Raw genomic sequence first — 24,260 nt, 5'->3', positions numbered from 1 at the left:
ACCATAAAGCAGAGCGAAAAGAGGCCCGCCATGACCGATGCCGCAACCCCGACCCGCAGATCCCGTGGTGGTGGCGGGGCCGCCCGCCGTGCCGAACGCACCGCCGTCAGCGTGGAGACCGCCCGTTTCATCGAGCGCAACATCCCCAACTACGAAGTCCTGACCGACGAGGCGCTGGAGCGGATCGAGTACAACGCCGAAACGGTGCTGGAGGAGATCGGCGTCAATTTCGTCGACAACCCGCAGGCGCTGGAACGCTGGCGGGCCGCCGGGGCTTCGATCGACGGCGAGCGGGTACGCATTCCCCGCGGCCTGGCCCGCGAATTGTGCAAGACCGCGCCGGCGCAATACACCCAGCATGCGCGCAACCCCGAACGCTCGGTCGTGGTGGGCGGCAAGAACCTCGTCCTCGCGCCCGTCTACGGCCCGCCCTTCGTGCGCGACGTCGAAGGCGGGCGGCGCTACGCGACGATGGCCGATTTCGAGAAGTTCGTGAAACTGGGCTACATGTCGAAGTGGCTGCACCACTCCGGCGGGACGGTCTGCGAACCCACCGACATCCCGGTGAACAAGCGCCACCTCGACATGCTGCTGGCCCACATGACGCTGTCGGACAAGCCCTTCATGGGATCCGTGACCGAACCCAGCCGGGCGCAGGATTCGGTCGACATGTGCAAGATCCTCTTCGGAGAGGAGTTCGTGCGCGACAACACGGTGATGACCTCGCTCATCAACATCAACTCACCGCTCACCTTCGATTCGATCATGATGGGCGCGCTGGAAGTCTTCGCCGAAAACAACCAGGCCAGTATCATCAGCCCCTTCATCGTAGGCGGCGCCATGGCGCCCGTCACGGTCGCGGGCACGCTGGTGCAGGTCGCGGCCGAGACGCTGGCGGGCGTGGCCTATTCCCAGATCGTGCGCCCGGGCGCGCCGGTGGTGATGGGGGCCATGGTAACGTCCATCGACATGAACTCCGGCGCGCCGACCTTCGGCACGCCCGAGGCGAGCCAGATCACCTACGGTATGGGCCAGCTCGCCCGACGTCTGAACCTGCCCTACCGCTCGGCCGGCGGGTTCTGCGGGTCGAAGCTGCCGGACACGCAGGCGGGCTACGAATCGGCCAACAGCCTGCAGATGGGTCTGCTGTCGGGCGTGAACTTCATGTTGCACTCCTGCGGATGGCTCGAAGGCGGTCTGGTCGCCAGTTTCGAGAAATTCGTCATGGATGCCGACCAGCTGGGCGCGCTGCACCAGTTCGCCAAGGGCGTGGATCTGGGCGACAACGGCATGGCGATGGACGCCATCGAGGAGGTCGGCCCGGGCGGACACTACCTGGGTTGCGCGCATACGCAGGCCAACTTCAAGACGGCCTTCTGGCGCTCCGATCTTTTCGACTACAAACCGTTCGAGACCTGGGACGAGGAAGGCGCGCGCGACACGACCGAACTGGCCCGGTTGCGCGTGCAGAAGCTGCTGGAGACCTACCGGCAGCCGACGCTCGACGCGGAGATCGAATCGCGGCTGCGGGCCTTCGTCGCGGAGAAGAAGGAATCGATGCAGGACAGCTTCCTGTAAGGATCGAACCAAGCTTCACGTCGACGGGGGGCGCGTGGCTGCAAGGTCACGCGCCTCTGCCATGATGGCGGCCAGCGCCAGGACGTGGCGCGACAGGGAGTAACCGACCGCGCCGGCCTTGCGATCCTCGTTCAGCCCGCGTTCGACTTCGAGCAGTTCCACCAGCGCGGGCGCGGGGCGCAAGGGGGGCGTGCCGGGCAGCAGCCGCGGCAGATCCCGGGTCCGCCGGTAGTCGTCCACGGCGAAGCGCGCGGCCCGGGTGAGCAGGTCGGGGCGGTGCAGGTCACGCAGCCGGGTCTGGATATCGATCATGGCAAAGTCCCTTCGTTTTCGACGACGGATGCCAGCTAAGCACAGCCTGAACGGGCGTTGCGGAAGATCGTCGGTCTGCGCGCGGAGGGGGTAGGAACCCTTAAAGGGTGCGCGTCAAACCTGCGTGAAATCGTTAATTCCTATGCGGCTCGGACATATGCACTTATAAGTTGCGTCTGCGACACGTCATGTTCGAGACCTGCAAGGCTGTGCGAGGGGGCAATTCGATGGACTTGAAAACAAATGAGACGATCCCGGCCTGGCTGCCGGAGCCGATGCAGGATTATCTTGCGCATACGGTCGACGGGCGCTCGATCCGCGCGCTGGCCCGTGAACGGCGGGTGCATCCGTCGACGATCCTGCGGCAGGTCCGCTCCTGCGAGGCCCGGCGCGAGGATCCCCTGATTGACGCCGCGCTGAAATCCCTGTCGGAAGCCGAAGCGGGCGGGGACTGCGCCGAAAGCCGGCCCGCCCGCCCGTCCGTCGCGGATGCCACGGATCTGGACACCCAGACGGAGAACGTCCTGCGCCGCCTGTGCGAGCCGGGCGCCGTGATGGCGGTGGCGCGGGCCATGGACAGCGCGGTCGTCGTCCGCGAGGACGCCAGCGGCGAGACGGTGCGGACGGCCGTGGTGGACGGCAAGGTGGCGCAGGTCCTGGCGCTTCGGAACTGGATCCACTGCCCGGAACCCGCGACGCGGATCGCGCGCTATTTTATCACGCCCGGCGGGCGGACCGAGATGCGCCGGCTGATGGCGCGCAGCGAGAACCGCGCGCAGGGATTCTCCGACCGGCAAGGCGGCTGGACCACGCGCGACGAGGCCGATGCGCTGCGCGCCGCCTCCCGGGTGATCGCGGTGGAGACCCCGCTTATGAGCCTGGCGCGCCGGCGCGACAAGACCGGCAAGCCGTTTCTGGGGCGCGAACACGTCCGTGCGGGCGAACGGCTGCGCGAGGACTTCGTGCTGGCCGACCCGGGCCCGCAGGTGGCCGAGGATTGGCGCGCTGCCCTTGCCGTGGACGAAGGCACGCAGCCGCCCGCCGTTCTCGCCGCACGCGCCCGCGTGATCGCGGCGATGAAAGATTTGGGTCCCGGGCTGGAGGATGCGGTCCTGCGCTGCTGCTGCCTGCTCGAAGGGCTGGAGGTGACGGAAGCGGCGATGGGCTGGTCGGCCCGCTCGGGCAAGGTGGTGCTGGGCATCGCACTCGAACGGTTGCGGCGCCATTATGCGGGGCAGGCGCAACCGGCCATGATCGGCTAGCACCGTTGGACTTTCGGTCCGCGCGTGCTTAGGTGAGTGGCAACGCCCGCAACCGAAGGCCGTCCGATGCGCGATCTCAAGATCCCCGCCCAGCGTCACCCCGAGAAGCAGCGCCGCCCCGACAGCGCGCAGCCCAAGAAACCCGACTGGATCCGCGTCAAGGCGCCGACCTCGGAAGGCTACAAGCAGACGCGCGAAATCATGCGCGAGCACAAGCTGACGACCGTCTGCGAAGAGGCGGGCTGTCCAAACGTCGGCGAATGCTGGGGGCAGGGGCACGCCACGATGATGATCATGGGCGAGGTCTGCACGCGCGCCTGCACCTTCTGCAACATCGCGACCGGCAAGCCGCCCGAGGCGCTCGACGTCTTCGAACCGGGGCGCGTGGCGGACGCGGTCAAGAAGCTGGGCCTCAACCACGTGGTCATCACCTCCGTCGATCGCGACGATGTCGCGGACGGCGGGGCTGAACACTTCGCCCAGACGATCCGGGCGATCCGCAGGCAGGCCCCCGGCACCGCGATCGAGATCCTGACGCCGGATTTCATCCGCTGCGGCCCGGAGGCGCTGGAGACGGTCGTCGCGGCCCGGCCGGATGTCTTCAACCACAACCTCGAGACCGTGCCCGGCCTCTACCCGCAGGTGCGCCCCGGCGCGCGCTACTTCCATTCGCTGCGCCTTCTGCAGCGGGTGAAGGAACTCGACCCGACGATGTTCACGAAGTCTGGCATCATGGTGGGCCTCGGCGAAGATCGCCAGGCGGTCATCCAGGTGATGGAGGACATGCGCGCCGCCGATATCGATTTCCTGACCATCGGCCAATACCTGCAGCCGACACCCAAGCACCATGCCGTCGACCGCTTCGTCACGCCGGAGGAATTCGCCTCCTACGAGAAGGCGGCCTTCGGCAAGGGCTTCCTGATGGTCTCGGCCTCGCCCCTGACCCGGTCGAGCTATCACGCCGGGGACGACTTCGCCCGTCTGCGGGCGGCCCGGCTGGCAAGCGTCGGCTGATCCCGAAACCAGTGCGAGGCGTCAGGCCTTCATCAAATCGGGGGCCATCGGGCGTGGGGCCGGGACGGAAGCAGCACGGGATGCCATTTCGATCGCCGGAAGCCGTACCTGGCACACGGGCCGGGTCTGGCGTTTCAGGGCGTGGTGACGATCCGGTTCCGCTGGGGCTGCGATCCGATGTCCCAGTCGAAGACCCACTCCGCCCCCGCCAGCAGAAGGCACCCGGCCACGATCGCCAGAACCACCAGAACGCGCTTCAGGGGCGGCGGATTTCGCGCCCAGCGGCTGGCCCGCAAGAGCCAATGCGGGTTCACGTGAACCGCACCTTGCCGATGAACGGCAGGTTGCGGTCGCGTTGCGCGTAGTCGATCCCGTAGCCCACGACGAATTCGTCGGGGATCTCGAACCCGATCAGGTCGGCGCGAAAATCGACCTCGCGCCGGGCGGGCTTGTCGAGAAGGGCGATGGTCTTCAGCCGCCCCGGGTTACGTGCCGCGACGAAGTCGTGGACGCGCGCCAGCGTGTGGCCGGTGTCGACGATATCCTCGACGATGAGCACGTCGCGACCTTCGATCGCCCCCCGCATGTCCTTGAGGATTCGCACCTCGCGGCTGCTTTCCATGCCGTCGCCGTAGGAGGAGGCCTCGATGAAGTCGACCTCCACCGGCAGGTCCAGTTCGCGCACCAGATCGGCGATGAAGATGAAGGACCCGCGCAAAAGGCCCACGACGACCAATTGGTCCGTGCCCTCGAAGGCTTCGCGAATCTCGTGGGCGAGCGCCTCGATCCGGGCGGCGATCGACTTGGCGCTGATCATCTGGTCGATCACGTAGGGTTGGCTCATGGGGGACCTGTCGCGGTGGGGTTGATTTCGGGTCGCTACATACGACATTTCAGGGACGAGTAACCAGATGAAAGCTGCCGATGCCAGTTCACGACGAGACACGGGTTCTGCCCTACACCCCGGACCAGATGTACGACCTCGTCGCCGACGTCGAAAGCTATCCGAAATTCCTGCCCTGGACCGCCGCCGCGCGGATCAGGAGCCGTGAGGACTTTGCCGACCACACCACGCTGCTGGCCGACCTCGTCATCAGCTTCAAGGTCTTCCGCGAAACCTTCGGCAGCCGGGTCACGCTCTGGCCCCGTCAGAAGGCGATCGACACCGAATACATCGACGGGCCTTTCAAGCACCTCAACTCGCGGTGGGAGTTTTCCGAGGCGGAGGGGGGCTGCCGAGTCCATTTCCACGTCGATTTCGAGTTCAAGAACCGGATGCTGCAGGGGGCTGCGGGCATGTTCTTCAACCAGGCGATGCAGACCATCGTGAAGGCCTTCGAACGGCGTGCCAAGGAGCTTTACGGGCCTGCCTGAGGCATAGCGGACGGGACGGGGCCTAGTGCAGCTCTTGTTCGTGAGGGCTCTGCCCCCGCGGCTGCGTCGCTCCCCCGGAGTATTTCGAAAAAAGCGAGGATTGCCGCCTTGTCCGGATCGGGCGCGCGGTCAGGTCATCGCGGACAAAAGAAGGGCCAGGGCGTGATCGACGCTGGCCTGTCGCACGGCGGCGCGGCCAAGCGGGCCGAACTCGCGGGCTTCGGTGGTGACACCTTGCGGGGTGGCGAGGCCGAAACAGACCCGGCCTTCGGGCTTGTGCTCTGATCCGCCGGGGCCCGCGACGCCGGTGATCGAGACGGCGATGTCGGCCCGCGACCCGGCAAGCGCGCCCCGGGCCATCTCGGCCGCGACCGGCTCCGAGACGGCGCCGTGCGCCTCCAGCGTGCCGGGGGCGACGCCCAGCATCTCGGTCTTTGCGGCGTTCGTGTAGGTGACGAACCCGCGGTCGAAGATGGCCGAGGAGCCGGGCGTTTCGGTGATGGCACCCGCGACCAGCCCCCCGGTGCAGCTTTCGGCGGTCGCGATCATCCAGCCGCGCGCTTGTGCCGCCGCGAGGAGCTGCGCGCTCACATCAGCACCGCGTGGAAGAGACCTGCGAGGATCACCACGCCCACGGCGGCGAAGACACCGGCGATGACGTCGTCGAGCATCACGCCCAGCGGGTCGCCGCGCCTGTCGGCCCAGCCGACGGGCCCCCACTTGGTGATGTCGAAGAGGCGGAACAGCATGAAGGCCGCGACCCAGCCGGGCCAGAGCGCGGTATAGGCGGCGCCTGCGTTGGCCGCGCCGAAGGCCAGCGGCCAGAGGGCGATCCACTGGCCCGCGACCTCGTCCACGACGATCTCCGACGGGTCGTGGTTGGCGCTGCCCGCGATCATGCGCGTGGTGGCCCAGAGGCCCAGCGCGAAGATCGTCAGCGTGCCGAGGACGAGGCCCCAGGGCCCCGCGAGCAGCATCAGTCCCAAGCCGGTAGGCAGGGCGGCCAGTGAGCCCCAGGTTCCCGGTGCGGGCTTGAGGTAGCCCACGAAGGCGAAGGTGGCGATGAAGCGGATCATGCCGACACCAGCGTCGCGGTGGCCAGCGCCGCGATCCCTTCGCCCCGGCCCGTGAACCCGAGCCGCTCGGACGTGGTTGCCTTCACGCTGATCCGCCCGGGGTCGAGGTCGAGGATCTGCGCCAGTGCCGCACGCATCGCTTCCTGGTGCGGTCCGATCTTGGGCCGCTCGCAGATCAGGGTGCAATCGACGTTTCCGATCCGCAGACCTGCCTTTCGCGCAAGGTCTGCGGCGTGCGCTAGGAAGATATGGCTCTCGGCCCCTTTCCACTTCGGATCGCTGGGTGGAAAGTGCACGCCGATGTCGCCCTGGCCCAGGGCGCCGTAGATCGCGTCGGTGATCGCATGCATGCCGACGTCCGCGTCCGAGTGCCCCAGAAGGCCGCGATCGTGCGGCACCCTTACGCCGCAGAGGGTGACGTGATCGCCTTCGCAGAAGGCGTGCACGTCGAAACCGTTGCCCAGTCGCACGTCCATGCGCTGCTCCATCATCTGTTGGGCCCGCGCGAAGTCGGCGGGGTGCGTGATCTTGAAGTTGACCGGATCTCCCGGAACGATCGCGACCTCCATCCCGGCGGCGCGGGCCACGGCCACGTCGTCGGCGGACCCTTCCGGCGCCACCGCGTGGGCGGCGAGGATGGCGTCGCGGTGAAAGCCCTGCGGGGTCTGCGCGCGGAACAGCCCCGTGCGGTCTGCAAGCCCGGTGACACGCCCCTCCGCCCCGTGCCAGAGCGCGTCGGTGACGGGCAGGCCGGGGGCTGCGCCGGGATGGCCGTCCAGTGCATCGCAGACGGCGGAGATCACCTGCGCCGGGACCAGCGGGCGGGCGGCGTCGTGGATCAGCACGCGCGCGGCGGTGGCGGCCTTGAGGCCCGCGCGAACCGAGGCCTGGCGGCTGTCCCCGCCGGGGACACGTATCACGCCCTCGGGGGTCCAATGGTCGATCTCGTCGGGGTGCAGCACCAGCACGATCTCGTCGATCGCGGGGTGGGCGCGGAAGGCGGCCAGCGTATGGTGCAGGACCGGACGGTCGTCCAGCATACGCCACTGCTTGGGCTGGCCCGCGCCCGCGCGCAGACCGCGTCCGGCGGCGACGATGATGGCGGCGGTGCGAGGCATGCGGGTTCCCGGGGCGTCTGTTCCCTCGTGGTTATTCATCCGCCCCTCACTAGGCAAGGGGGCGGGATGCCGCCTAAAAATGTGGCACTTGCCGTCCCGCGGCCAAAGCTGCCCTTGGCGCACCCTTGCGGGCGGGGTAGGACCAGCGCCAGGTGCTGATGCGTGCACAAGCCTTGGGCGAACGATGAAAAGAATGGCAGATCCGGATCCGATTGCGCGGCCGTCCGTGGCCCTGGCGCCGCTCGCGGGGATCACCGATCTGCCGTTCCGCCAGTTGGTGGCCCGCTTCGGCGCGTCCTGGGTCGTCTCGGAGATGGTGGCGAGCCAGGAGATGGTCGAGGCCAAGCCCAGCGTCCGGGACCGGGCGGAACTGGGCACGGACCAGCGCGCGACGGCCGTGCAACTCGCCGGGCGCGATCCGCATTGGATGGCCGAGGCCGCGCGGATGGTGGAGGCGAACGGCGCCGCCCTCATCGACATCAACATGGGCTGCCCGGCCAAGAAGGTCGTGGGCGGGCTGTCTGGCTCGGCCCTGCTGCGCGATCCCGACCACGCGCTGCGCCTGATCGAGGCGGTCGTGGGCGCGGTCAGCGTTCCGGTCACGCTGAAGACCCGGCTGGGCTGGGATGCGCAGCTGATGAACGCGCCGGAAGTGGCGCGCCGGGCCGAAGAGGCGGGCATCCGCCTCGTGACGATCCACGGGCGCACGCGCTGCCAGTTCTACAAGGGCTCCGCCGATTGGGCCGCGATCCGGGCGGTGCGGGACGCGGTCTCGATCCCCGTGATCGCCAACGGGGATATCGTCGATGCCGCCGGTGCCCGCCGGGCGCTGTCGCAATCGGGGGCGGCGGGCGTGATGATCGGGCGCGGGGCGCAGGGCGCCCCCTGGCGGCTGGCGCAGGTGCAGGCCGCGCTGGATGGGAAACCGGGACCGGTCGCGCCAAGGGGGGCGGCGCTCGCGGCACTCGTCGGCGCGCATTACGAGGCGATGCTGTCCTTCTATGGATCCAAGCTGGGGCTGCGCGTCGCGCGCAAGCATCTGGGTTGGTACATGGACACGGCGCGGACGCCTTCGGCGCTGCGGCGCGAGGTGCTGACCGCCGCGGCCCCCGGCGCCGTCCTGGCCCGGCTCGACGCGGCCTTTGGCGAGGTTGTCGCAGCGTGACGCCCGGCGATACCCTCTGGGCCTCCCTGCCGACCCCGGCGCTTCTGATCGATCAGGACGATACGATCCTGTCGTCCAATGGTGCCGCGGAAAGCTTCCTCAATCTCTCCGCCCGCGCGATCGAGGGCAGCGTTCTTTGGGACCGGGTGACGATCGACCTCGACCTGCGCGACGCCTTCGAGCGGTCGCGGACGCAACGGGCCTCCTTGTTCATCAACGACGTGAACGTGGGTTCCGGCAACGCCGCACCGCAGCCCTGCACCGTGCAGTTCGCGCCGCTCGCGGGGCGCGAGGGGGTCACGGTGATGATGGTCACCCCCCAGCAGATCGCCGTACGCCTGACCCGCAACGCGATCACCGGCAAGGCCGCGCGCTCCGCCATCGGCATGGCCGAGATGCTGGCCCACGAGATCAAGAACCCGCTGGCGGGCATCACCGGGGCGGCCCAGCTTCTGTCCATGGGGCTGAGCCGCGAGGACCAGGAGCTGACCGATCTGATCGTCGCCGAATCGCGGCGCATCGTGAAACTGCTGGAGCAGGTCGAACAGTTCGGAAACCTGAGACCGCCCGCCCGCCGGTCGGTGAACATCCACGACACGCTCGACCGCGCGCGACAGTCGGCTTCCGTAGGCTTCGCCGCGCATATGACGCTGGAGACGGATTACGACCCCTCTCTGCCGCGCGCCTTTGCGGATGCGGACCAGCTGCAGCAGATCTTCCTGAACCTTCTCAAGAACGCGGCTGAGGCGGGCCAGCCCGGCGGCACGATCCGGCTGCGCAGCTTCTACGACGCCAGCCTGCGCGTGCGCCAGGCCGACGGCACCCAGGCGCGGCTGCCCCTGCAGGTCGAGGTGATCGACGACGGGCCGGGCCTGCCGCCCGAGCTTGCCGCCGACATCTTCGAGCCTTTCGTCTCGGGCCGAGAGAACGGGACGGGGCTGGGGCTCGCGCTGGTGAGCAAGCTGGTACAGGACGGCGGCGGATGGATCTCGGTGGACAGCGTGCCGGGCCGCACCGTGTTCCGCCTGTCCCTGCCGCGCGCGGAAATCCAAGACGGAGACGATTGATGGATGGCACGATACTGGTGGCCGACGACGACCGCACGATCCGGACGGTCCTCACGCAGGCGCTGACGCGCGCGGGATGCAAGGTCCACGCGACCTCCAGCCTGGTGACGCTGATGCGCTGGGTGAAGGAAGGGAAGGGGGATCTGGTGATCTCGGACGTGGTCATGCCGGACGGCAACGGGCTGGAACAACTGCCCAAGATCGCCGAAGCACGGCCAGGCCTGCCCGTGATCGTGATCTCTGCTCAGAACACGATCATGACGGCGATCCAGGCGGCCGAGGCGGAAGCCTACGACTACCTGCCCAAGCCGTTCGACCTGCCGGACCTGATGAAGCGCGCGGCCCGCGCGTTGGAGGTCAAGCGCACCGCAGCCCCCGCGCGGGGGGCGCAGGCGACGGCGCAGGAAAGCTCCGATCTGCCGCTGGTGGGGCGCACGCCCGCGATGCAGTCGCTCTACAAGCTGGTGGCGCGGGTGATGAACACAGCACTGCCGGTGCTGATCACCGGCGAAAGCGGGACCGGCAAATCGCTGATCGCGCGGGCGATCCACGACTTCTCGGACCGTCGGTCCCTGCCGTTCGTGACCGCGAGTGCCGCCGATCTCGAAGGGGCCGACGGGCCGTCGGGGCTTCTGTCGCGGGCCCGGGGCGGGTCGATCCTTTTCGACGAGATCGGCGACATGGGGCTGGAGGCGCAGGCCCGCATCGTGCGGATGCTCGACCAGTTCGGGGATACCGCGCCACGGGTCATGGCCACGAGCCAGGGGGATCTCGGCGCGAAACTGGATGACGACAGCTTCCGAGAGGACCTCTACTACCGGCTGACGGGGGTCACCATCGCGGTGCCGTCGTTGCGCGAGCGCGTCGACGACATCCCGCTGCTGGCGGAGCATTTCCTGCACAAGACCGAACGCGAAGGCGGCCCCAGCCGGCGCCTGTCGTCGCAGGCGGTCGAGACGATCCGCAGCTACAGTTGGCCCGGCAACGTCCGGCAGCTCGAGAATACCGTGCGGCGGCTGGTCTATACCTCGGCGGGCGAGGAGATATCGCTGGCGGAGGTCGATGCCGTGCTGGGCAACCAGCCCGCGCTGGAGCCCGTGCAGGGGCGTGACGGCGACAAGCTTTCGGCTTCCGTCACGCGGCACCTGCGCCGCTACTTCGACTTGCACGGCGGAATGCTGCCCGCGCCCGGGCTCTACAACCGGATCCTGCGCGAGGTGGAGGCCCCGCTGATCGAGATCGCGCTCGATGCGACGGGGGGAAACCAGGCGAAATGCGCCGATCTGCTGGGGATCAACCGCAATACGCTGAGAAAGAAGATCACCGACCTCGATATACAGGTGACACGCCGCCGCAAGTTGATGTAAAAGGGCAACATAAACGTGGCCCCGGTGGAACATGATCCCCGGAAAGGACCACAAAAACGGCGGTATAGGCGGGGTCACACCCGTCGCAAGACAGGGCAATTCGCGTGCAGCGGTCCCGGCTGAGGTTCAATTACCAGCGCATCCAGCGCTGGCGGCGGCAGCGTGCCGTCCAGAATGTCGCGACCCTCGGGCTCGTGGTTCTGGGCCCCGTGCTGGCGGCGGTGACGTTCCTGATCCTGCGCAGCCCGCTGGAGGCGGGAACCTCCTCGCCCGTCCTGCGCCTCGTGCTGCTGGCCGACTTCGTCTACGTCGTGATCGTGGCGGGGCTGGTGCTCAGCCGCGTGTTCTACCTGATCGTCGCGCGCCGCAACCAGTCCGCGGGCTCGCGGTTGCACCTGCGCCTGACCGGCGTCTTCGTGGCGCTGGCGCTCATCCCGACGGTCCTGGTCGCGATCTTCGCGGTGCTGTCGATCAACCTCGGCTTCGAGGGATGGTTCTCCGAACGGGTGCAGCGGGTGCTCGGCACGTCGCTGACCACCGCGCAGGCCTACGAGGAAGAAGAGCGCACAGAGCTTTTGCGCGACGGGAACGCGCTGGCGGCCTACCTCAATACCGAGCGGCAGACGAATTTCTTCATGAACGACGGCGATGTGCGCCAGGCGATCGCCGCGGTGCAGCCGCAGATCGACCGCGGCCTGACGGAGGTCTTCTTCCTCGACGGTGCGGGAGAGATCCGCACCCGTGGCGGCAACAGCTACGATTTCAACTACGAACGCCCCGCGCCCGACGACTTCGCGCGCGCGCTCGATCAGGGCTACACGGTCATCGAGGACGGCGACAACAACGAATTCCGCATGCTGATGCCGCTGGAGACCTTTCCCGATCGCTACCTGCTGGTCACCCGCCCGGTGGACGGCGAGATCCTGTCGCTGCTGGACGAGACCGAGGCGACGGTGGCGCTTTACGAGCAACTCGAACGCGACCGCGGGGCGCTTTTGTTCCAGTTCGGCGGTCTCTACCTGGGGTTTGCGGTGATCCTGATCCTGGCCGCAAGCTGGCTGGGCCTGTGGTTCGCGGAGCGTCTGTCGCGCCCCGTGGGGCGGCTGGTCACGGCGTCCCAGCGGGTGGGCGCGGGCGATCTGGACGTGCGCGTGGTCGAGGACGACGCCGACGACGAGATCAGCCAGCTGGGGCATTACTTCAACCAGATGACCGGACAGCTCAAGACCCAGCGTGAAGAGCTGGTGGGCTCCAACCGGCTGTTCGACAGCGTGCTGTCGTCGGTGACCTCGGGCGTGGTGGGGCTGGACCCGGACGGGCGGATCAGCTTCGTGAACCCTTCCGCGATGCGGCTCTTGAAGGTCGATCACCAGCAGACCACCACCGCGCTCGCGGTTGCCGTGCCGGAGTTCGCGCCGCTCTTCGACAAGCTGCGCACGGAAGGGCGTCCCTTCGTGCAGCAGCAGGTGAACCTCGTGCGCGGTGGCAGCCAGGAGACCTTGCTGGTGCGCATGGCCCCGCGCAGCGGCGGGGAAGGGACGCTCGACGGCTACGTGGTGGCCTTCGACGACGTGACGGACCTGGTCAGCGCGCAACGGATGGCGGCCTGGGGCGACGTCGCGCGCCGGATCGCGCACGAGATCAAGAACCCGCTAACCCCGATCCAGCTGTCGGCCGAGCGGATCAAGCGCAAGTTCCGCGCCGAGGTCGCCGATGGCGAGAAGCTCGACCAGATGACCGATGTCATCGTGCGCCAGACCAACGATCTGCGCCGGATCGTGGACGAATTCTCTAAGTTCGCCCGGATGCCGGAGCCCGAGCTGCGGCAGGCGGACCTGGCGGAACTGGTGCGCGGCGTGGTGACGTTGCAGGAATCGGGCCAGCCCGGCGTGGCCCTGACGGCCGATCTGCCGGATGCGCCGGTCTGGACCGAACTCGACGAGACCATGATCGGGCAAGCCTTGACGAACCTGGTCAAGAACGCCGGCGAAGCCATTGAAACTCGGGCGGAAACGGGCGATGCGGTCGATCCGCAGATCCGCGTCACGATGCGCGTGGACCAAGGGGCGGCCCGGATCGAGATCTCTGACAACGGGATCGGGTTGCCGCAGGATCGCGCGCGCCTGTTCGAGCCTTACGTGACGACCCGCGACAAGGGCACGGGCCTGGGCCTGCCCATCGTGCGAAAGATCATCGAGGAACACGGCGGCAGCCTGCACCTGGTGGACGCCGACGCTTTCGACGGCACCGGGCACCGCGGGGCCTGCGCCGTCATCGACCTGCCGCTGGCGCAAGACGCGCATGCGGCCAACAAGATACCAGCATGAGGATTGAGACATGAGCGATATTCTGATCACCGACGACGAACGCGATATCCGCGAGCTGATCGGCGACATCCTGGAGGACGAGGGGTTCAGCACGCGGCTGGCCGCGAACTCTGACCAGTGCATGGCCGAGATCGCCCGCGAGAAGCCCGCGCTGATGATCCTCGATATCTGGCTCAAGGACAGCAACATGGACGGGATCGACATCCTCAAGTCCGTGAAGCGCGATCATCCCGAAATTCCGATCGTCATCATCTCCGGCCACGGCAACATCGAGATCGCGGTCGCGGCGATCAAGCAGGGCGCCTACGACTTCATCGAAAAGCCCTTCAACATCGACCAGCTGATGGTCGTGATCCGCCGCGCGATGGAAACCAGCCGCCTGCGCCGCGAGAACGTGGAACTCAAGCGCGGCGAGACTTCGCCAGCGGAGATGCTGGGCGAAAGTGCTGCCTTCCGCGCGATGAAGAGCCAGCTCGACAAGGTGACGAAGTCCAACGGCCGGGTCATGCTGACCGGTCCCGCGGGCAGCGGAAAGGAGATCGCCGCGCGCTATATCCACGCCAATTCCGCCCGCGCCCAGGCGCCCTTCATCACCGTAAACTCGGCCAGCGTGGAGCCAGAGCACATGGAAGAGGCGCTCTTCGGGCGCGAGAGCGGCGGCAAGGGCGTCGAGAAGGGCCTGCTGGAGCAGGCCAACGGCGGCGTTGTCTACCTCGACGAAGTGGCGGAGATGCCGATGGGCACGCAGGCCAAGATGCTGCGCGTGCTTACGGATCAGTCCTTCCAGCGTGTTGGCGGGACCGAGAAGGTGCAGGTCGATCTGCGCGTGATCTCCTCGACCAACCAGGATCTGGGCGCGCTGATCGAGCAGGGCGCGTTCCGTCAGGAACTCTACCACCGGCTCAACGTGGTGCCGATCTCGGTGCCGAGCCTGGAGGAGCGGCGCGAGGACATCCCGGCGCTGGTCGAGCATTTCATCGAGGTGCTGAATCGCACGCAGGGCCTCGCGCTGCGCGAACTGGCCGAGGACGCGCGCGCGCTTTTGCAGACGATGCAATGGCCGGGCAACGTGCGCCAGCTCAAGAACGTGGTCGAGCGCGTGCTGATCCTCGGCGATTCCACCGCGCCGATCAGTGCCAAGGAACTGCCTGCCGTCGAGGAGGCGCCGACGGGCGACGGGCGCATCGTGCTTTCGGGCGGGTTGGCCACGCTGCCCCTGCGCGAGGCGCGCGAGTTGTTCGAGCGGGAATACCTGCTTACGCAGATCAACCGGTTCGGCGGCAATATCAGCCGCACCGCAAGCTTCGTCGGCATGGAGCGCAGCGCGCTGCACCGCAAGCTGAAGTCCCTTGGCGTCACCACCGCCAACAAGGCGGGCGCGCGGGTTGCCTTCGTCGAGGAAGGGGCGTGAATTGACGAGGGCGGGGGGGCGTGTCAGACGGCTCTGATCGGTCAGGAGAACGTCCATGAAGGTCATCATCTGCGGTGCGGGACAGGTCGGCTGGCAGATCGCCCGCCACCTGGCAGGGGAGCGCAACGACGTCACCGTCGTCGACAGCAACCCCGACCTGGTGCGCCGTGCCACGGATACGCTGGACGTGCAGGGCATCGCCGGTTTCGCAAGCTACCCCGACATCCTGGACCGGGCAGGCGCGCGCGACGCGGACATGATCATCGCCGCGACCCATTCCGACGAGGTCAACATGGTCACCTGCCAGGTGGCCCATTCGGTCTTCGCGATCCGGCGCAAGATCGCGCGGCTGCGCGCGCAAAGCTACCTCGACGCGATCTATTCCGACCTCTACCGCCGCGATCACCTGCCCATCGACGTGGTCATCAGCCCCGAGCGCGAGGTGGCGGAGGCGGCGTTGAAACGTCTCGCCTCGCCGTCGAGCTTCGACATCCACAATTTCCTCGACAACAAGGCGGTGCTGCTGGGCATCTCGATCGACCCCGATTGCCCGGTGGTCAACACGCCGCTGCGCCAGTTGACGGATCTCTTCTCGACCCTGCGCGCGATCGTGGTGGGGATCCGGCGGGACGGTGCGCTTTTCGTGCCTTCCGCGAAGGACCAGCTTTTCACCGGCGACGACGCCTATATCTTCACCCATTCCGATGACGTGCGGCGCACGCTGGAGATCTTCGGCAAGCACGAGACCCAGCAGCACCGGATCGTGGTGATCGGCGGCGGCAACGTGGGCCTGGCCGTCGCGCGCACGCTTGAGCAGCGCACCGAACGTCTGCGGGTGCGGATGATCGAGCGGGACCGCAAGATGGCCGAACGGGCCGCCGACGCGCTTGACCGGACCATCGTGCTGAATGGCGACGGCCTGGATTCCGCACTTCTGGACGAGGCGGGGATCGCCACCGCCGACGCGGTGCTGACCGTGACCGACGACGACAAGGTCAACCTGCTGGCCGCCGTCCGCTCGAAGGAGATGGGCTGCAAGATGTCGATCTGCCTGGTCAACGATCCCACGTTGGTGCCTCTGATGGGACCCCTCGACGTGGATGCCTGGATCAACCCGCGGTCGACCACGGTTTCCTCGATCCTGCGGCACGTGCGGCACGGGCGGGTGCGCGGGGTCTATTCCGTGGGCGACGCCGAGGCCGAGGTGATCGAGGCGCAGGTCCTGTCCACCTCGCCCATGGCGGGACGCAAGATCCGCGACATCGCCTTTCCGGAGGGCACCATGGTGTGCGGGCTTCTGAAAGGCGACCGGATGGTCAAGCCGGTGGCCGACACGCGGATCGACGACGGGGACCTGATCGCGATCTTCGCGATGGCCGACGACGTGCCCGAGGTCGAGCGGCTGCTGCAGGTCTCGATCGACTTCTTCTGATGATGACCTGGCTGCGCTCCCTGCCGTTCTTCGTCCTGCTGATGGGGATCGGGTCGCTGGCCATGCTGATCCCGGCGTTCCATGCCGCGGCGGTGGGGGCCACGCCGCAGATGCAGACGTTCTTCTACGCAAGCCTTCTGTCGACGACACTGACCCTGCTCGCGGCTCTCGCCACGGCCGGCACGCATCCGCGCAACGCGACGCTGAGCCAGCTTGGCACGCTCGTGCTGGCCTTCGGCGCCTTGCCGGTGCTCTTTGCCGTGCCGTTCCAGGAGGCGGCCTCCAACATCCGCTTCGTCGATGCCTGGTTCGAGATGGTGTCTTCCTTCACCACGACGGGCGCCACGCTCTACGACAGGGCGGGTCGCCTGCCGCCGTCGGTCCACCTGTGGCGTGCCACGGTGGGATGGTTGGGCGGCCTGCTGACCTGGGTCGTGGCGGTGGCGATCTTCGCGCCGATGAACCTGGGCGGATTCGAGGTCCGCGCGGCGGGCGGATCGACGCGATCGACCATCGCCGGGTTCAGCCAGAAGGGCCTCGTGGCCCGCATGCAGGACCGCCTGGCGCGCCACACGCTGACGCTGACGCCGATCTACGTGGGGCTCACCTTCATCCTGTGGCTGGGACTCGTGGTGCTGGGCGAAGTGCCGACCATCGCGCTGTGCCACGCGATGTCGACGCTCTCGACCTCCGGCATCTCGCCGATCAACGGGGTCTACTACGCCGTTTCGGGATTCTGGGGGGAGGTGCTGATCTTCCTATTCTTCGCCTTCGCGATCAGCCGGCTGACCTTCTCGCGCGGGATGTTCGGGGACAGCGATGCCCGGCTGGTGCGCGACCCGGAGGTGCACATGGCGCTTTTGCTGATCTCGGGCACGACCATGATGCTCTTCGCGCGGCATTGGCTGGGCAGCATCGAGGAGGGGACCGCCTCGGGCCTGCCCGATCTCTTTGCGTCGCTCTGGGGCAGCATCTTCACGGTGACGTCCTTCCTGACGACCACGGGGTTCGAGTCGCGCTACTGGGACGGGGCCGCCGAATGGTCGGGGCTGGAGACGCCGGGCCTGTTCCTGGTGGGCCTGGCGCTGATCGGCGGGGGGGCTGCCACCACCGCGGGGGGCGTGAAACTGCTGCGGGTCTATGCGCTCTTCCGCCATTCCGAGCGCGAGGTGCAGCGCCTGCTGCATCCCTCCTCGGTGGGGGGCGGCGGACGCGAGGCGCGGATGATCCGCAAGCAGGGGGCCTACGTGTCCTGGGTGTTCTTCATGCTTTTCGCGCTGTCGATCGCGGCGACGATGATCCTCGTGTCCATGACCGGCGTGCAGTTCGAGGTGTCCATGGTGCTGACGGTCGCGTCCTTGTCGACGACGGGACCGCTTGCGGTCGTCGCCGCGGAATCGCCGATCAGCTACGCGGGCATCCCGGACGCGGCCAAGGCGATCCTGGCCGGCGCCATGGTCCTGGGCCGGTTGGAGACGCTGGCCCTGATCGCGCTGTTCAATCCGGAAATCTGGCGGCGCTGACGATTTGTTCTTTTGGGTGGAAAACCGCTCATTTCGCCTACATAGTGCTGGACGACCGATTCCGGCCGATCCGCGGCCCGCAAGAACAAGATGGAGAATTGGCATGGCGTCCGACAAGGCCAACCTGCAGGATGCGTTCCTGAACCACGTCCGCAAGACCAAGGTGCCCGTGACCATCTTCCTGGTGAACGGGGTCAAGCTGCAGGGCGTCATCACCTGGTTCGACAGCTTCTGCGTCCTGCTGCGTCGCGACGGCCAAAGCCAGCTTGTCTACAAGTCCGCGATCTCGACGATCATGCCCGCCCAGCCGATCAGCCTCTACGAAGGTGAAGGGTAATTGCTGGAACATGACCGGCCCGTCACGCGGGCCTTCGTTCTGCACCCGGACCTGAAGTCCGACCGCGACCGGCGCGAGGCCGAGCCCGCGCTGGAAGAAGCCGTCTCGCTTGCGGCCGCCTTGCCCGACCTCGATGTCGTGGGCGCCGAGATCGTGCGCCTGCCCAAGCTTCTGCCCGGCACGCTTTTCGGCAAGGGCAAGATCGAGGAACTCGCCGCGCGGATGAAGGAGGCCGAGGTCGAGCTCGTGCTGATCGACGGTCACGTGAGCCCCGTGCAGCAGCGCAACCTCGAAAAGGCCTGGGACGTGAAGCTCCTGGACCGGACCGGGCTCATCCTCGAGATATTCTCGGACCGCGCCCGTACCGCCGAAGGTGTCCTGCAGGTGGAGATGGCGGCGCTGTCCTACCAGCGCACGCGGCTCGTGCGGGCCTGGACGCACCTCGAACGCCAGCGCGGCGGTCTGGGCTTTGTCGGCGGCCCGGGCGAGACGCAGATCGAGGCGGACAGGCGCGCCATCGACATGCAGCTCAAGGCGCTAAAAGGCCAGCTCGACAAGGTGGTGAAGACACGCACCCTGCACCGGGCGGCGCGCGCCAAGGTGCCCTATCCGATCGTGGCGCTGGTAGGCTACACCAACGCCGGCAAGTCGACGCTCTTCAACCGGATGACCGGGGCAGAGGTCTTCGCCAAGGACATGCTCTTCGCGACGCTCGATCCCACCATGCGGCAGGTGGAACTGCCGTCGGGCGACAAGGTCATCCTGTCGGACACGGTGGGCTTCATCTCGGATCTGCCTACCGAACTGGTGGCGGCGTTCCGGGCGACGCTCGAAGAAGTGCTGGATGCCGATTTGATCGTCCACGTCCGCGACATCAGCCATGCCCAGACCGAGGAGCAGTCCGAGGATGTCATGGCGATCCTCACCTCGCTCGGCGTGGCCGACGATGCGCCGCTTCTGGAGGTGTGGAACAAGATCGACCGGTTGTCACCGGACACCCACGATGCCGTGGTGACGCAGGCCGAGCGGACCGAAGGGATCTTCGCCACCTCCGCCATCAGCGGCGAGGGGCTGGACAGCCTACTGGACGCGATCAGCGAGGTGCTGAAGGCGCCGCGCGCGAAGGAGCGGCTGACCCTGGGGTTTGCCGAAGGCAAGCAGCGCGCCTGGCTCTTCGACGCGGGCGTCGTGACCCACGAGGAGCAGACCGACGACGGCTACGTCCTCGACGTGTTCTGGACCGAGACGCAGGCGGCGCGTTACCCCAAGCTCTGACGCCGCGCCTCCGCACGTCGCGCCCCGCGGCCGCGCGCGGTGATCCCCTTCTTATGGCCCTAAATATCCCGGAGGCGTGGAGGCAGAGCCTCCACCCGCCGCGCAGCGGCGGTCCCTCCACCTCAACGAAAACGCGCCTGACGGAACGAAAAAGGGCGCCCCGCGGGGCGCCCTTGTCGTGATCCGAAGCGGATCAGCAGCTGTAGTAGAGCTTGTATTCGACCGGGTGCGGGGTGTGCTCGACGGCGTGCACCTCGTCCCACTTGAGGGCCATGTAGCCTTCGAGCTGGCTCTTGGTGAAGACGTCGCCCTGCAGCAGGAAGTCGTGATCGGCTTCCAGCGACTCCAGCGCTTCGCGCAGGCTTCCGCAGACCGTCGGGATCGCGGCCAGTTCCTCGGGCGGCAGGTCGTAAAGGTCCTTGTCCGAGGAGGGGCCGGGGTCGATCTTGTTCTTGATGCCGTCAAGGCCGGCCATCAGCAGGGCCGCGAAGCACAGGTAGGGGTTCGCCGCCGGGTCGGGGAAGCGGGCCTCGACGCGCTTGGCCTTGGGGCTTTCGGCCCAGGGGATCCGCACGCAGCCCGAGCGGTTGCGGGCCGAGTAGGCGCGCAGGACGGGGGCCTCGAAGCCCGGGATCAGGCGCTTGTAGCTGTTGGTCGAGGGGTTGGTGATCGCGTTCAGCGCCTTGGCGTGCTTCAGCAGGCCGCCGATGAACCACAGCGCTTCCTGGCTGAGGTCGGCATACTTGTCGCCCGCGAAGAGCGGCTTGCCGTCCTTCCAGATCGACATGTTGACGTGCATGCCGGTGCCGTTGTCGCCCGAGATGGGCTTGGGCATGAAGGTGGCCGACTTGCCGTAGGCCTGTGCCACGTTGTGGATCACGTACTTGTACTTCTGGATCTCGTCCGCCTGCTTGGTCAGCGTGCCGAAGATCAGGCCAAGCTCGTGCTGGCAGGAGGCGACCTCGTGGTGGTGCTTGTCGACCTTCATGCCCATGCGCTTCATGGTGGACAGCATCTCGCCGCGCATGTCCTGGGCGTCGTCGACGGGGTTGACGGGGAAGTAGCCGCCCTTGACGCCCGGACGGTGGCCAGTGTTGCCCATCTCATACTCGGTGTCGGTGTTCCAGGCGCCGTCGATGGCATCGACCTGGAAGCTGACCTTGTTCATCGCGACCGAGTAGCGCACGTCGTCGAAGATGAAGAACTCGGCCTCGGGCCCGCAGAAGAAGTCGTCGCCGATGCCGGAGGACTTGAGGTAGGCCTCGGCCTTCTCGGCGGTGCCGCGGGGGTCGCGGTCGTAGGGCTCCATCGTGTCGGGTTCGACGACCGTGCAGTGCAGGCAGAGCGTCTTCTCGGCGTAGAACGGGTCGATGTAGGCGGAGGAGGCGTCGGGCAGCAGCTTCATGTCGGACTGGTCGATCGACTTCCACCCGGCGATCGAGGAGCCGTCGAACATGAAGCCTTCTTCCATGAAGTCCTCGTCGACGAGATCGGCCACGATGGTGACGTGCTGCAGCTTGCCGCGCGGGTCGGTGAAGCGGATGTCGACGTAGTCGACCTCCTCGTCCTTCATCAGCTTGATGACGTCCTTGTTGGTCATGTCGTTTCCTTTTCTTGGGTGTTCGGAATGAGTTACAGCGCGTCGTCGCCGGTTTCGCCGGTCCGGATGCGGATCGCCTGCTCGACGGGGCTGACGAAGATCTTGCCGTCGCCGATCTTGTCGGTCTTGGCAGCGGCCACGATGGCCTCGATGGCGGTCTCGACCAGATCGTCGGTCAGGACGACCTCGAGCTTCACCTTGGGCAGGAAGTCCACGACGTATTCCGCGCCGCGGTAGAGTTCGGTGTGGCCCTTCTGCCGGCCGAAGCCCTTGACCTCGACCACCGAAAGACCCTGGATGCCTACGTCCTGCAGGGCTTCCTTCACTTCATCGAGCTTGAACGGCTTGATGATCGCCTCGATCTTTTTCACGTAAGGATCCCCCGAGTTGCATTCCCGGGCGGTGAGACCATCATCTGCGAAGCGGGGCCAGAGCGGCTGCAAGTGGGCCGGATCGCCGCCGCTCGATTCAGGGCGTGATGCCGCGATTTTGGGCCGAAAGATCAAAAAGCGGGCAGAGTGAGAATATGCTGTCGATGGAAGGGCGGACATGAAGGAAATCACGCGGGACGCTCTGCCGGACTTCGACAAGCCGCAGGGGCACAAGTACGACCACGGTCATGCGCTGGTCCTGTCCGGCGGTGTGGGCAAAGGCGGTGCGGCCCGGTTGGCGGCGCGGGCCGCGCTGCGCATGGGCGCGGGGGCGGTGACGCTCGGCTGTCCGCCCGCGGCACTGATCGAGAATGCGGCGCAGTTGAATGCCGTCATGCTGACCCGCGTGGCGGATGCGGAGGCGTTGGAAAAGGTGCTGGAGGCGGGACGCTTCGATGCCCTGTGCCTCGGCCCCGGGCTGGGCACCGGCGACCGCGAGGCCGCTCTCGTGCGCGCGGCGTTGCGGGCAGACGGGCTTGCGATTTGCCTCGATGCGGATGCGCTGACGCTGCTGGGGCGCGACGCGGACGTGATGGCGCTGTTGCACGACCGGTGCATCCTGACGCCCCACGCGGGGGAGTTCGCGCGGATGTTCCCGGATCTCGATGCGGCGGGGGAGGGTGCGGTGGCGGCGGCGCGGCGCTGCGGGGCGACCGTGCTGCTCAAGGGACAGGAGACCGTCATCGCGGATCCCGCGCGTGCGCCGGTGGTCCATCGTGCCACGGGCGCGCGGGCCGCCCCTTGGCTTGCGACGGCCGGCGCGGGGGATGTCCTGGCGGGCCTCATCACGGGACTGCTGGCGCGGGGCTTTGACCCCACCGACGCAGGTGCCGGCGCCGCCTGGCTGCACTGCGACGCCGCGCTACGGTTCGGGCCGGGCCTGATCGCGGAAGACCTGCCGGAGGCCTTGCCCGCGGTCCTGCGCGCGCTTCGGTCATGACGTGGGACCGCCCCGGAAAGGGGGGTGCGATTCCCTCTCGCATCCGGATGTGTCCTTTGCTAGACAGCCGCCAACCATGGGGGCCGGGACGTCGGCCCCTGTTTCACATGCGGGTGTGGCGGAATTGGTAGACGCACCAGATTTAGGTTCTGGCGCCGCAAGGCGTGGGGGTTCAAGTCCCTTCACCCGCACCATGACAGTCGAAAGAAGGACAACCCATGCAGGTCAACGAGACCCTCAACGACGGACTGAAGCGCGGCTACACGATCACCGTGACGGCGGACGAGCTGGACGCGAAAGTGACCGAGAAGCTGGAACAGGCGCGGCCCGGCGTCGAGATGAAGGGGTTTCGCAAGGGCAAGGTTCCGATGGCGCTTCTGCGCAAGCAGCACGGCCCGCGCCTGATGGGCGAAGCGATGCAGGACAGCATCGACGGCGCGCTGCGTGACCACCTGGAGCAGACCGGCGACCGCCCGGCGGCCCAGCCTTCGATGAAGATGACCAACGAGGACTGGAAAGAGGGCGAGGACGTCGTCGTCGACGTCGAGTACGAAAAGCTGCCCGACGTGCCCGAAACCGATTTCTCCAAGATCAGCCTGGAGCGGCTGGTCGTGAAGGCCGACGACGCCGCCGTGGACGAGGCGCTGCAAAGCCTTTCCGAAAGCCCGCAGGCGCGCAGCTTCGAGAAGAAGGACGGTGCGGCCGAAGACGGCGACGAGGTTGTCATCGACTTCCTGGGCAAGGTCGACGGTGAAGCCTTCGACGGCGGTGCTGCGGAGGACTACCCGCTGGTCCTGGGTTCGAACTCCTTCATCCCGGGGTTCGAGGATCAGCTCGTCGGCGTCTCCGAAGGGGATGAGAAGGCGGTCGAGGTCAGCTTCCCCGAGCAGTACCAGGCCGAGCATCTGGCCGGCAAGGACGCGGTCTTCGACGTGACCGTCAAGGAAGTGCGCAAGCCCACGACACCCGAGATGAACGATGAGCTTGCTCAGAAGTTCGGGGCCGAGGATCTGGAGGCCCTGAAGGGTCAGATCCGCGAGCGGCTGGAATCCGAATACGCCGGTGCCTCTCGCGCGGTGGCCAAGCGCAAGCTTCTGGACGAGCTGGACACGGCGGTCGACTTCGACCTGCCGCCGAGCCTCGTCGAGGCGGAGGCCAACCAGATCGCTCACCAGCTGTGGCACGAGGACAACCCGGACGTGCAGGGCCACGATCACCCCGAGATCGAGACGACCGAGGAGCACGTGGCCCTAGCCAAGCGTCGCGTGAAGCTGGGCCTGCTGCTGGCCGAGATCGGCCAGAAGAACCAGATCCAGGTGACCGACCAGGAAATGACGCAGGCGGTCATGAACCAGGCACGCCAGTATCCCGGTCAGGAACAGCAGTTCTTCGAGTTCGTCCAGCAGAACGCCCAGTTCCGCCAGCAGCTTCAGGCGCCGCTGTTCGAGGACAAGGTCATCGACCACGTGCTCGAACAGGCCGATGTGACCGAGAAAGAGGTCTCGAAAGAAGAGCTGCAGTCCGCCGTCGAGGCGCTGGACGCGGAAGAGCAGGCGGCCTGATCCTGCCTCAAGACGATTTGAAAGGCGCCTCCGGTCGACCGGGGGCGCCTTTTTCGTGGGGGCCTTGTTTCCGGCCCCCGGAGGGGCGA

General features: G+C 67.2%; 23 protein-coding genes and 1 tRNA gene. 16 read left to right on the top strand and 8 right to left on the bottom strand.

Annotated elements, in window-relative coordinates; genetic code table 11:
* Positions 1-30: 30 nt before the first annotated feature.
* Positions 31-1,578, top strand: coding sequence for a trimethylamine methyltransferase family protein (locus EU805_RS06740; protein WP_129763180.1), 1,548 nt, complete (start codon positions 31-33; stop codon positions 1,576-1,578).
* A 15-nt stretch (positions 1,579-1,593) separates the two neighbouring features.
* Here EU805_RS06740 and EU805_RS06735 read toward each other — a convergent pair whose 3' ends face one another.
* Entirely contained in the window at positions 1,594-1,890 is a 297-nt protein-coding gene (locus EU805_RS06735; protein ID WP_129763179.1) for a DUF6477 family protein, read from the bottom strand.
* Between the two features lie 227 nt (positions 1,891-2,117).
* On the opposite strand from EU805_RS06735, the gene EU805_RS06730 reads away from it, so the two are divergent.
* Both EU805_RS06730 and lipA read left to right on the top strand, forming a co-directional pair.
* Positions 2,118-3,152 carry a DUF6456 domain-containing protein gene (locus EU805_RS06730; protein WP_129763178.1) on the top strand — a complete coding sequence of 345 codons (1,035 nt, stop codon included), beginning with the start codon at positions 2,118-2,120 and terminating at the stop codon, positions 3,150-3,152.
* A 66-nt stretch (positions 3,153-3,218) separates the two neighbouring features.
* A complete protein-coding gene (gene lipA, locus EU805_RS06725) occupies positions 3,219-4,166 on the top strand; it encodes a lipoyl synthase (RefSeq protein ID WP_129763177.1) in 948 nt (315 codons plus the stop codon).
* A gap of 134 nt (positions 4,167-4,300) precedes the next feature.
* Here lipA and EU805_RS06720 read toward each other — a convergent pair whose 3' ends face one another.
* The gene (locus EU805_RS06720; RefSeq protein ID WP_129763176.1) at positions 4,301-4,480 is read right to left on the bottom strand and encodes a hypothetical protein; all 180 of its coding nucleotides are present in this window, start codon (positions 4,478-4,480) and stop codon (positions 4,301-4,303) included.
* Positions 4,477-5,010 (bottom strand): hypoxanthine phosphoribosyltransferase, encoded by a 534-nt coding sequence (hpt, locus tag EU805_RS06715; RefSeq protein ID WP_129763175.1) that lies wholly within the window; start codon positions 5,008-5,010, stop codon positions 4,477-4,479. Before hpt ends, EU805_RS06720 begins: the two co-directional genes overlap by 4 nt.
* Positions 5,011-5,090: 80 nt before the next feature.
* Here hpt and EU805_RS06710 point away from each other — a divergent pair, with 80 nt between their 5' ends.
* Positions 5,091-5,540 (top strand): type II toxin-antitoxin system RatA family toxin, encoded by a 450-nt coding sequence (locus EU805_RS06710; protein WP_129763174.1) that lies wholly within the window; start codon positions 5,091-5,093, stop codon positions 5,538-5,540.
* 129 nt (positions 5,541-5,669) lie between these two features.
* On the opposite strand, the gene EU805_RS06705 is transcribed toward EU805_RS06710, so the two are convergent.
* Genes EU805_RS06705 through EU805_RS06695 form a run of 3 tightly spaced genes read right to left on the bottom strand, consistent with a single transcriptional unit; the run spans position 5,670 to position 7,734 of the window.
* Positions 5,670-6,131, bottom strand: a complete 462-nt coding sequence (locus tag EU805_RS06705) for a CinA family protein (RefSeq protein ID WP_255465867.1) — start codon at positions 6,129-6,131, stop codon at positions 5,670-5,672.
* Entirely contained in the window at positions 6,128-6,616 is a 489-nt protein-coding gene (locus tag EU805_RS06700) for a phosphatidylglycerophosphatase A (protein WP_129763173.1), read from the bottom strand. The genes EU805_RS06705 and EU805_RS06700 overlap by 4 nt, the downstream gene beginning before the upstream one ends.
* A complete protein-coding gene (locus tag EU805_RS06695; protein WP_129763172.1) occupies positions 6,613-7,734 on the bottom strand; it encodes a bifunctional 2-C-methyl-D-erythritol 4-phosphate cytidylyltransferase/2-C-methyl-D-erythritol 2,4-cyclodiphosphate synthase in 1,122 nt (373 codons plus the stop codon). The genes EU805_RS06700 and EU805_RS06695 overlap by 4 nt, the downstream gene beginning before the upstream one ends.
* A gap of 193 nt (positions 7,735-7,927) precedes the next feature.
* On the opposite strand from EU805_RS06695, the gene dusB reads away from it, so the two are divergent.
* The 9 genes from dusB (at position 7,928) to hflX (ending at position 19,638) form a co-directional block, all read left to right on the top strand.
* Complete coding sequence (dusB, locus tag EU805_RS06690) at positions 7,928-8,899, top strand: tRNA dihydrouridine synthase DusB (RefSeq protein ID WP_370318176.1); 972 nt, start codon at positions 7,928-7,930, stop codon at positions 8,897-8,899.
* Positions 8,896-9,966, top strand: a complete 1,071-nt coding sequence (locus tag EU805_RS06685) for a nitrogen regulation protein NR(II) (RefSeq protein WP_129763170.1) — start codon at positions 8,896-8,898, stop codon at positions 9,964-9,966. The genes dusB and EU805_RS06685 overlap by 4 nt, the downstream gene beginning before the upstream one ends.
* A complete protein-coding gene (locus EU805_RS06680; RefSeq protein ID WP_129763169.1) occupies positions 9,966-11,333 on the top strand; it encodes a response regulator in 1,368 nt (455 codons plus the stop codon). The genes EU805_RS06685 and EU805_RS06680 overlap by 1 nt, the downstream gene beginning before the upstream one ends.
* A gap of 104 nt (positions 11,334-11,437) precedes the next feature.
* Positions 11,438-13,660, top strand: a complete 2,223-nt coding sequence (locus EU805_RS06675) for a PAS domain-containing sensor histidine kinase (protein WP_242494077.1) — start codon at positions 11,438-11,440, stop codon at positions 13,658-13,660.
* Between the two features lie 10 nt (positions 13,661-13,670).
* Complete coding sequence (locus EU805_RS06670) at positions 13,671-15,071, top strand: sigma-54 dependent transcriptional regulator (RefSeq protein WP_129763168.1); 1,401 nt, start codon at positions 13,671-13,673, stop codon at positions 15,069-15,071.
* Between the two features lie 55 nt (positions 15,072-15,126).
* Positions 15,127-16,503, top strand: a complete 1,377-nt coding sequence (gene trkA, locus EU805_RS06665) for a Trk system potassium transporter TrkA (protein ID WP_129763167.1) — start codon at positions 15,127-15,129, stop codon at positions 16,501-16,503.
* A 2-nt stretch (positions 16,504-16,505) separates the two neighbouring features.
* Positions 16,506-18,026, top strand: coding sequence for a TrkH family potassium uptake protein (locus EU805_RS06660; RefSeq protein WP_129763386.1), 1,521 nt, complete (start codon positions 16,506-16,508; stop codon positions 18,024-18,026).
* Positions 18,027-18,129: 103 nt separating this feature from the next.
* Entirely contained in the window at positions 18,130-18,363 is a 234-nt protein-coding gene (hfq, locus tag EU805_RS06655) for an RNA chaperone Hfq (RefSeq protein ID WP_129763166.1), read from the top strand.
* Between the two features lie 3 nt (positions 18,364-18,366).
* A complete protein-coding gene (gene hflX, locus EU805_RS06650; RefSeq protein ID WP_129763385.1) occupies positions 18,367-19,638 on the top strand; it encodes a GTPase HflX in 1,272 nt (423 codons plus the stop codon).
* A 193-nt stretch (positions 19,639-19,831) separates the two neighbouring features.
* On the opposite strand, the gene glnA is transcribed toward hflX, so the two are convergent.
* Together glnA and EU805_RS06640 are read right to left on the bottom strand one after the other, a co-directional pair.
* The gene (gene glnA, locus EU805_RS06645; protein WP_129763165.1) at positions 19,832-21,238 is read right to left on the bottom strand and encodes a type I glutamate--ammonia ligase; all 1,407 of its coding nucleotides are present in this window, start codon (positions 21,236-21,238) and stop codon (positions 19,832-19,834) included.
* Positions 21,239-21,270: 32 nt separating this feature from the next.
* Positions 21,271-21,609 carry a P-II family nitrogen regulator gene (locus EU805_RS06640; protein ID WP_129763164.1) on the bottom strand — a complete coding sequence of 113 codons (339 nt, stop codon included), beginning with the start codon at positions 21,607-21,609 and terminating at the stop codon, positions 21,271-21,273.
* A gap of 178 nt (positions 21,610-21,787) precedes the next feature.
* Here EU805_RS06640 and EU805_RS06635 point away from each other — a divergent pair, with 178 nt between their 5' ends.
* The 3 genes from EU805_RS06635 to tig all read left to right on the top strand — a co-directional run bounded on the left by EU805_RS06635 (position 21,788) and on the right by tig (position 24,171).
* Entirely contained in the window at positions 21,788-22,609 is an 822-nt protein-coding gene (locus EU805_RS06635; RefSeq protein ID WP_129763163.1) for an NAD(P)H-hydrate dehydratase, read from the top strand.
* Positions 22,610-22,718: 109 nt separating this feature from the next.
* Positions 22,719-22,803 (top strand) — tRNA-Leu (locus tag EU805_RS06630).
* Between the two features lie 24 nt (positions 22,804-22,827).
* The gene (gene tig, locus EU805_RS06625; RefSeq protein WP_129763162.1) at positions 22,828-24,171 is read left to right on the top strand and encodes a trigger factor; all 1,344 of its coding nucleotides are present in this window, start codon (positions 22,828-22,830) and stop codon (positions 24,169-24,171) included.
* The last annotated feature ends 89 nt before the right edge of the window (positions 24,172-24,260 follow it).

It is taken from the genome of Salipiger sp. IMCC34102 (genome assembly GCF_004145405.1).
Classification (GTDB): Bacteria; Pseudomonadota; Alphaproteobacteria; order Rhodobacterales; family Rhodobacteraceae; genus Loktanella.
Note: the sequence above shows the minus strand (reverse complement) of the source record. Positions and strands in the feature narration are given on the sequence as shown.

What these genes read in the sequence shown, in the direction of transcription:
- EU805_RS06695 (WP_129763172.1), bottom strand. Translation starts at nt 7,734, where the DNA reads ATGCCTCGCACCGCCGCCATCATCGTCGCCGCCGGACGCGGTCTGCGC.
- EU805_RS06680 (WP_129763169.1), top strand. Translation starts at nt 9,966, where the DNA reads ATGGATGGCACGATACTGGTGGCCGACGACGACCGCACGATCCGGACG.
- EU805_RS06735 (WP_129763179.1), bottom strand. Translation starts at nt 1,890, where the DNA reads ATGATCGATATCCAGACCCGGCTGCGTGACCTGCACCGCCCCGACCTG.
- trkA (WP_129763167.1), top strand. Translation starts at nt 15,127, where the DNA reads ATGAAGGTCATCATCTGCGGTGCGGGACAGGTCGGCTGGCAGATCGCC.
- EU805_RS06660 (WP_129763386.1), top strand. Translation starts at nt 16,506, where the DNA reads ATGACCTGGCTGCGCTCCCTGCCGTTCTTCGTCCTGCTGATGGGGATC.
- EU805_RS06700 (WP_129763173.1), bottom strand. Translation starts at nt 6,616, where the DNA reads ATGATCCGCTTCATCGCCACCTTCGCCTTCGTGGGCTACCTCAAGCCC.
- dusB (WP_370318176.1), top strand. Translation starts at nt 7,928, where the DNA reads ATGGCAGATCCGGATCCGATTGCGCGGCCGTCCGTGGCCCTGGCGCCG.
- hfq (WP_129763166.1), top strand. Translation starts at nt 18,130, where the DNA reads ATGGCGTCCGACAAGGCCAACCTGCAGGATGCGTTCCTGAACCACGTC.
- EU805_RS06730 (WP_129763178.1), top strand. Translation starts at nt 2,118, where the DNA reads ATGGACTTGAAAACAAATGAGACGATCCCGGCCTGGCTGCCGGAGCCG.
- lipA (WP_129763177.1), top strand. Translation starts at nt 3,219, where the DNA reads ATGCGCGATCTCAAGATCCCCGCCCAGCGTCACCCCGAGAAGCAGCGC.
- EU805_RS06635 (WP_129763163.1), top strand. Translation starts at nt 21,788, where the DNA reads ATGAAGGAAATCACGCGGGACGCTCTGCCGGACTTCGACAAGCCGCAG.
- tig (WP_129763162.1), top strand. Translation starts at nt 22,828, where the DNA reads ATGCAGGTCAACGAGACCCTCAACGACGGACTGAAGCGCGGCTACACG.
- hpt (WP_129763175.1), bottom strand. Translation starts at nt 5,010, where the DNA reads ATGAGCCAACCCTACGTGATCGACCAGATGATCAGCGCCAAGTCGATC.
- EU805_RS06710 (WP_129763174.1), top strand. Translation starts at nt 5,091, where the DNA reads ATGCCAGTTCACGACGAGACACGGGTTCTGCCCTACACCCCGGACCAG.
- EU805_RS06670 (WP_129763168.1), top strand. Translation starts at nt 13,671, where the DNA reads ATGAGCGATATTCTGATCACCGACGACGAACGCGATATCCGCGAGCTG.
- glnA (WP_129763165.1), bottom strand. Translation starts at nt 21,238, where the DNA reads ATGACCAACAAGGACGTCATCAAGCTGATGAAGGACGAGGAGGTCGAC.
- EU805_RS06740 (WP_129763180.1), top strand. Translation starts at nt 31, where the DNA reads ATGACCGATGCCGCAACCCCGACCCGCAGATCCCGTGGTGGTGGCGGG.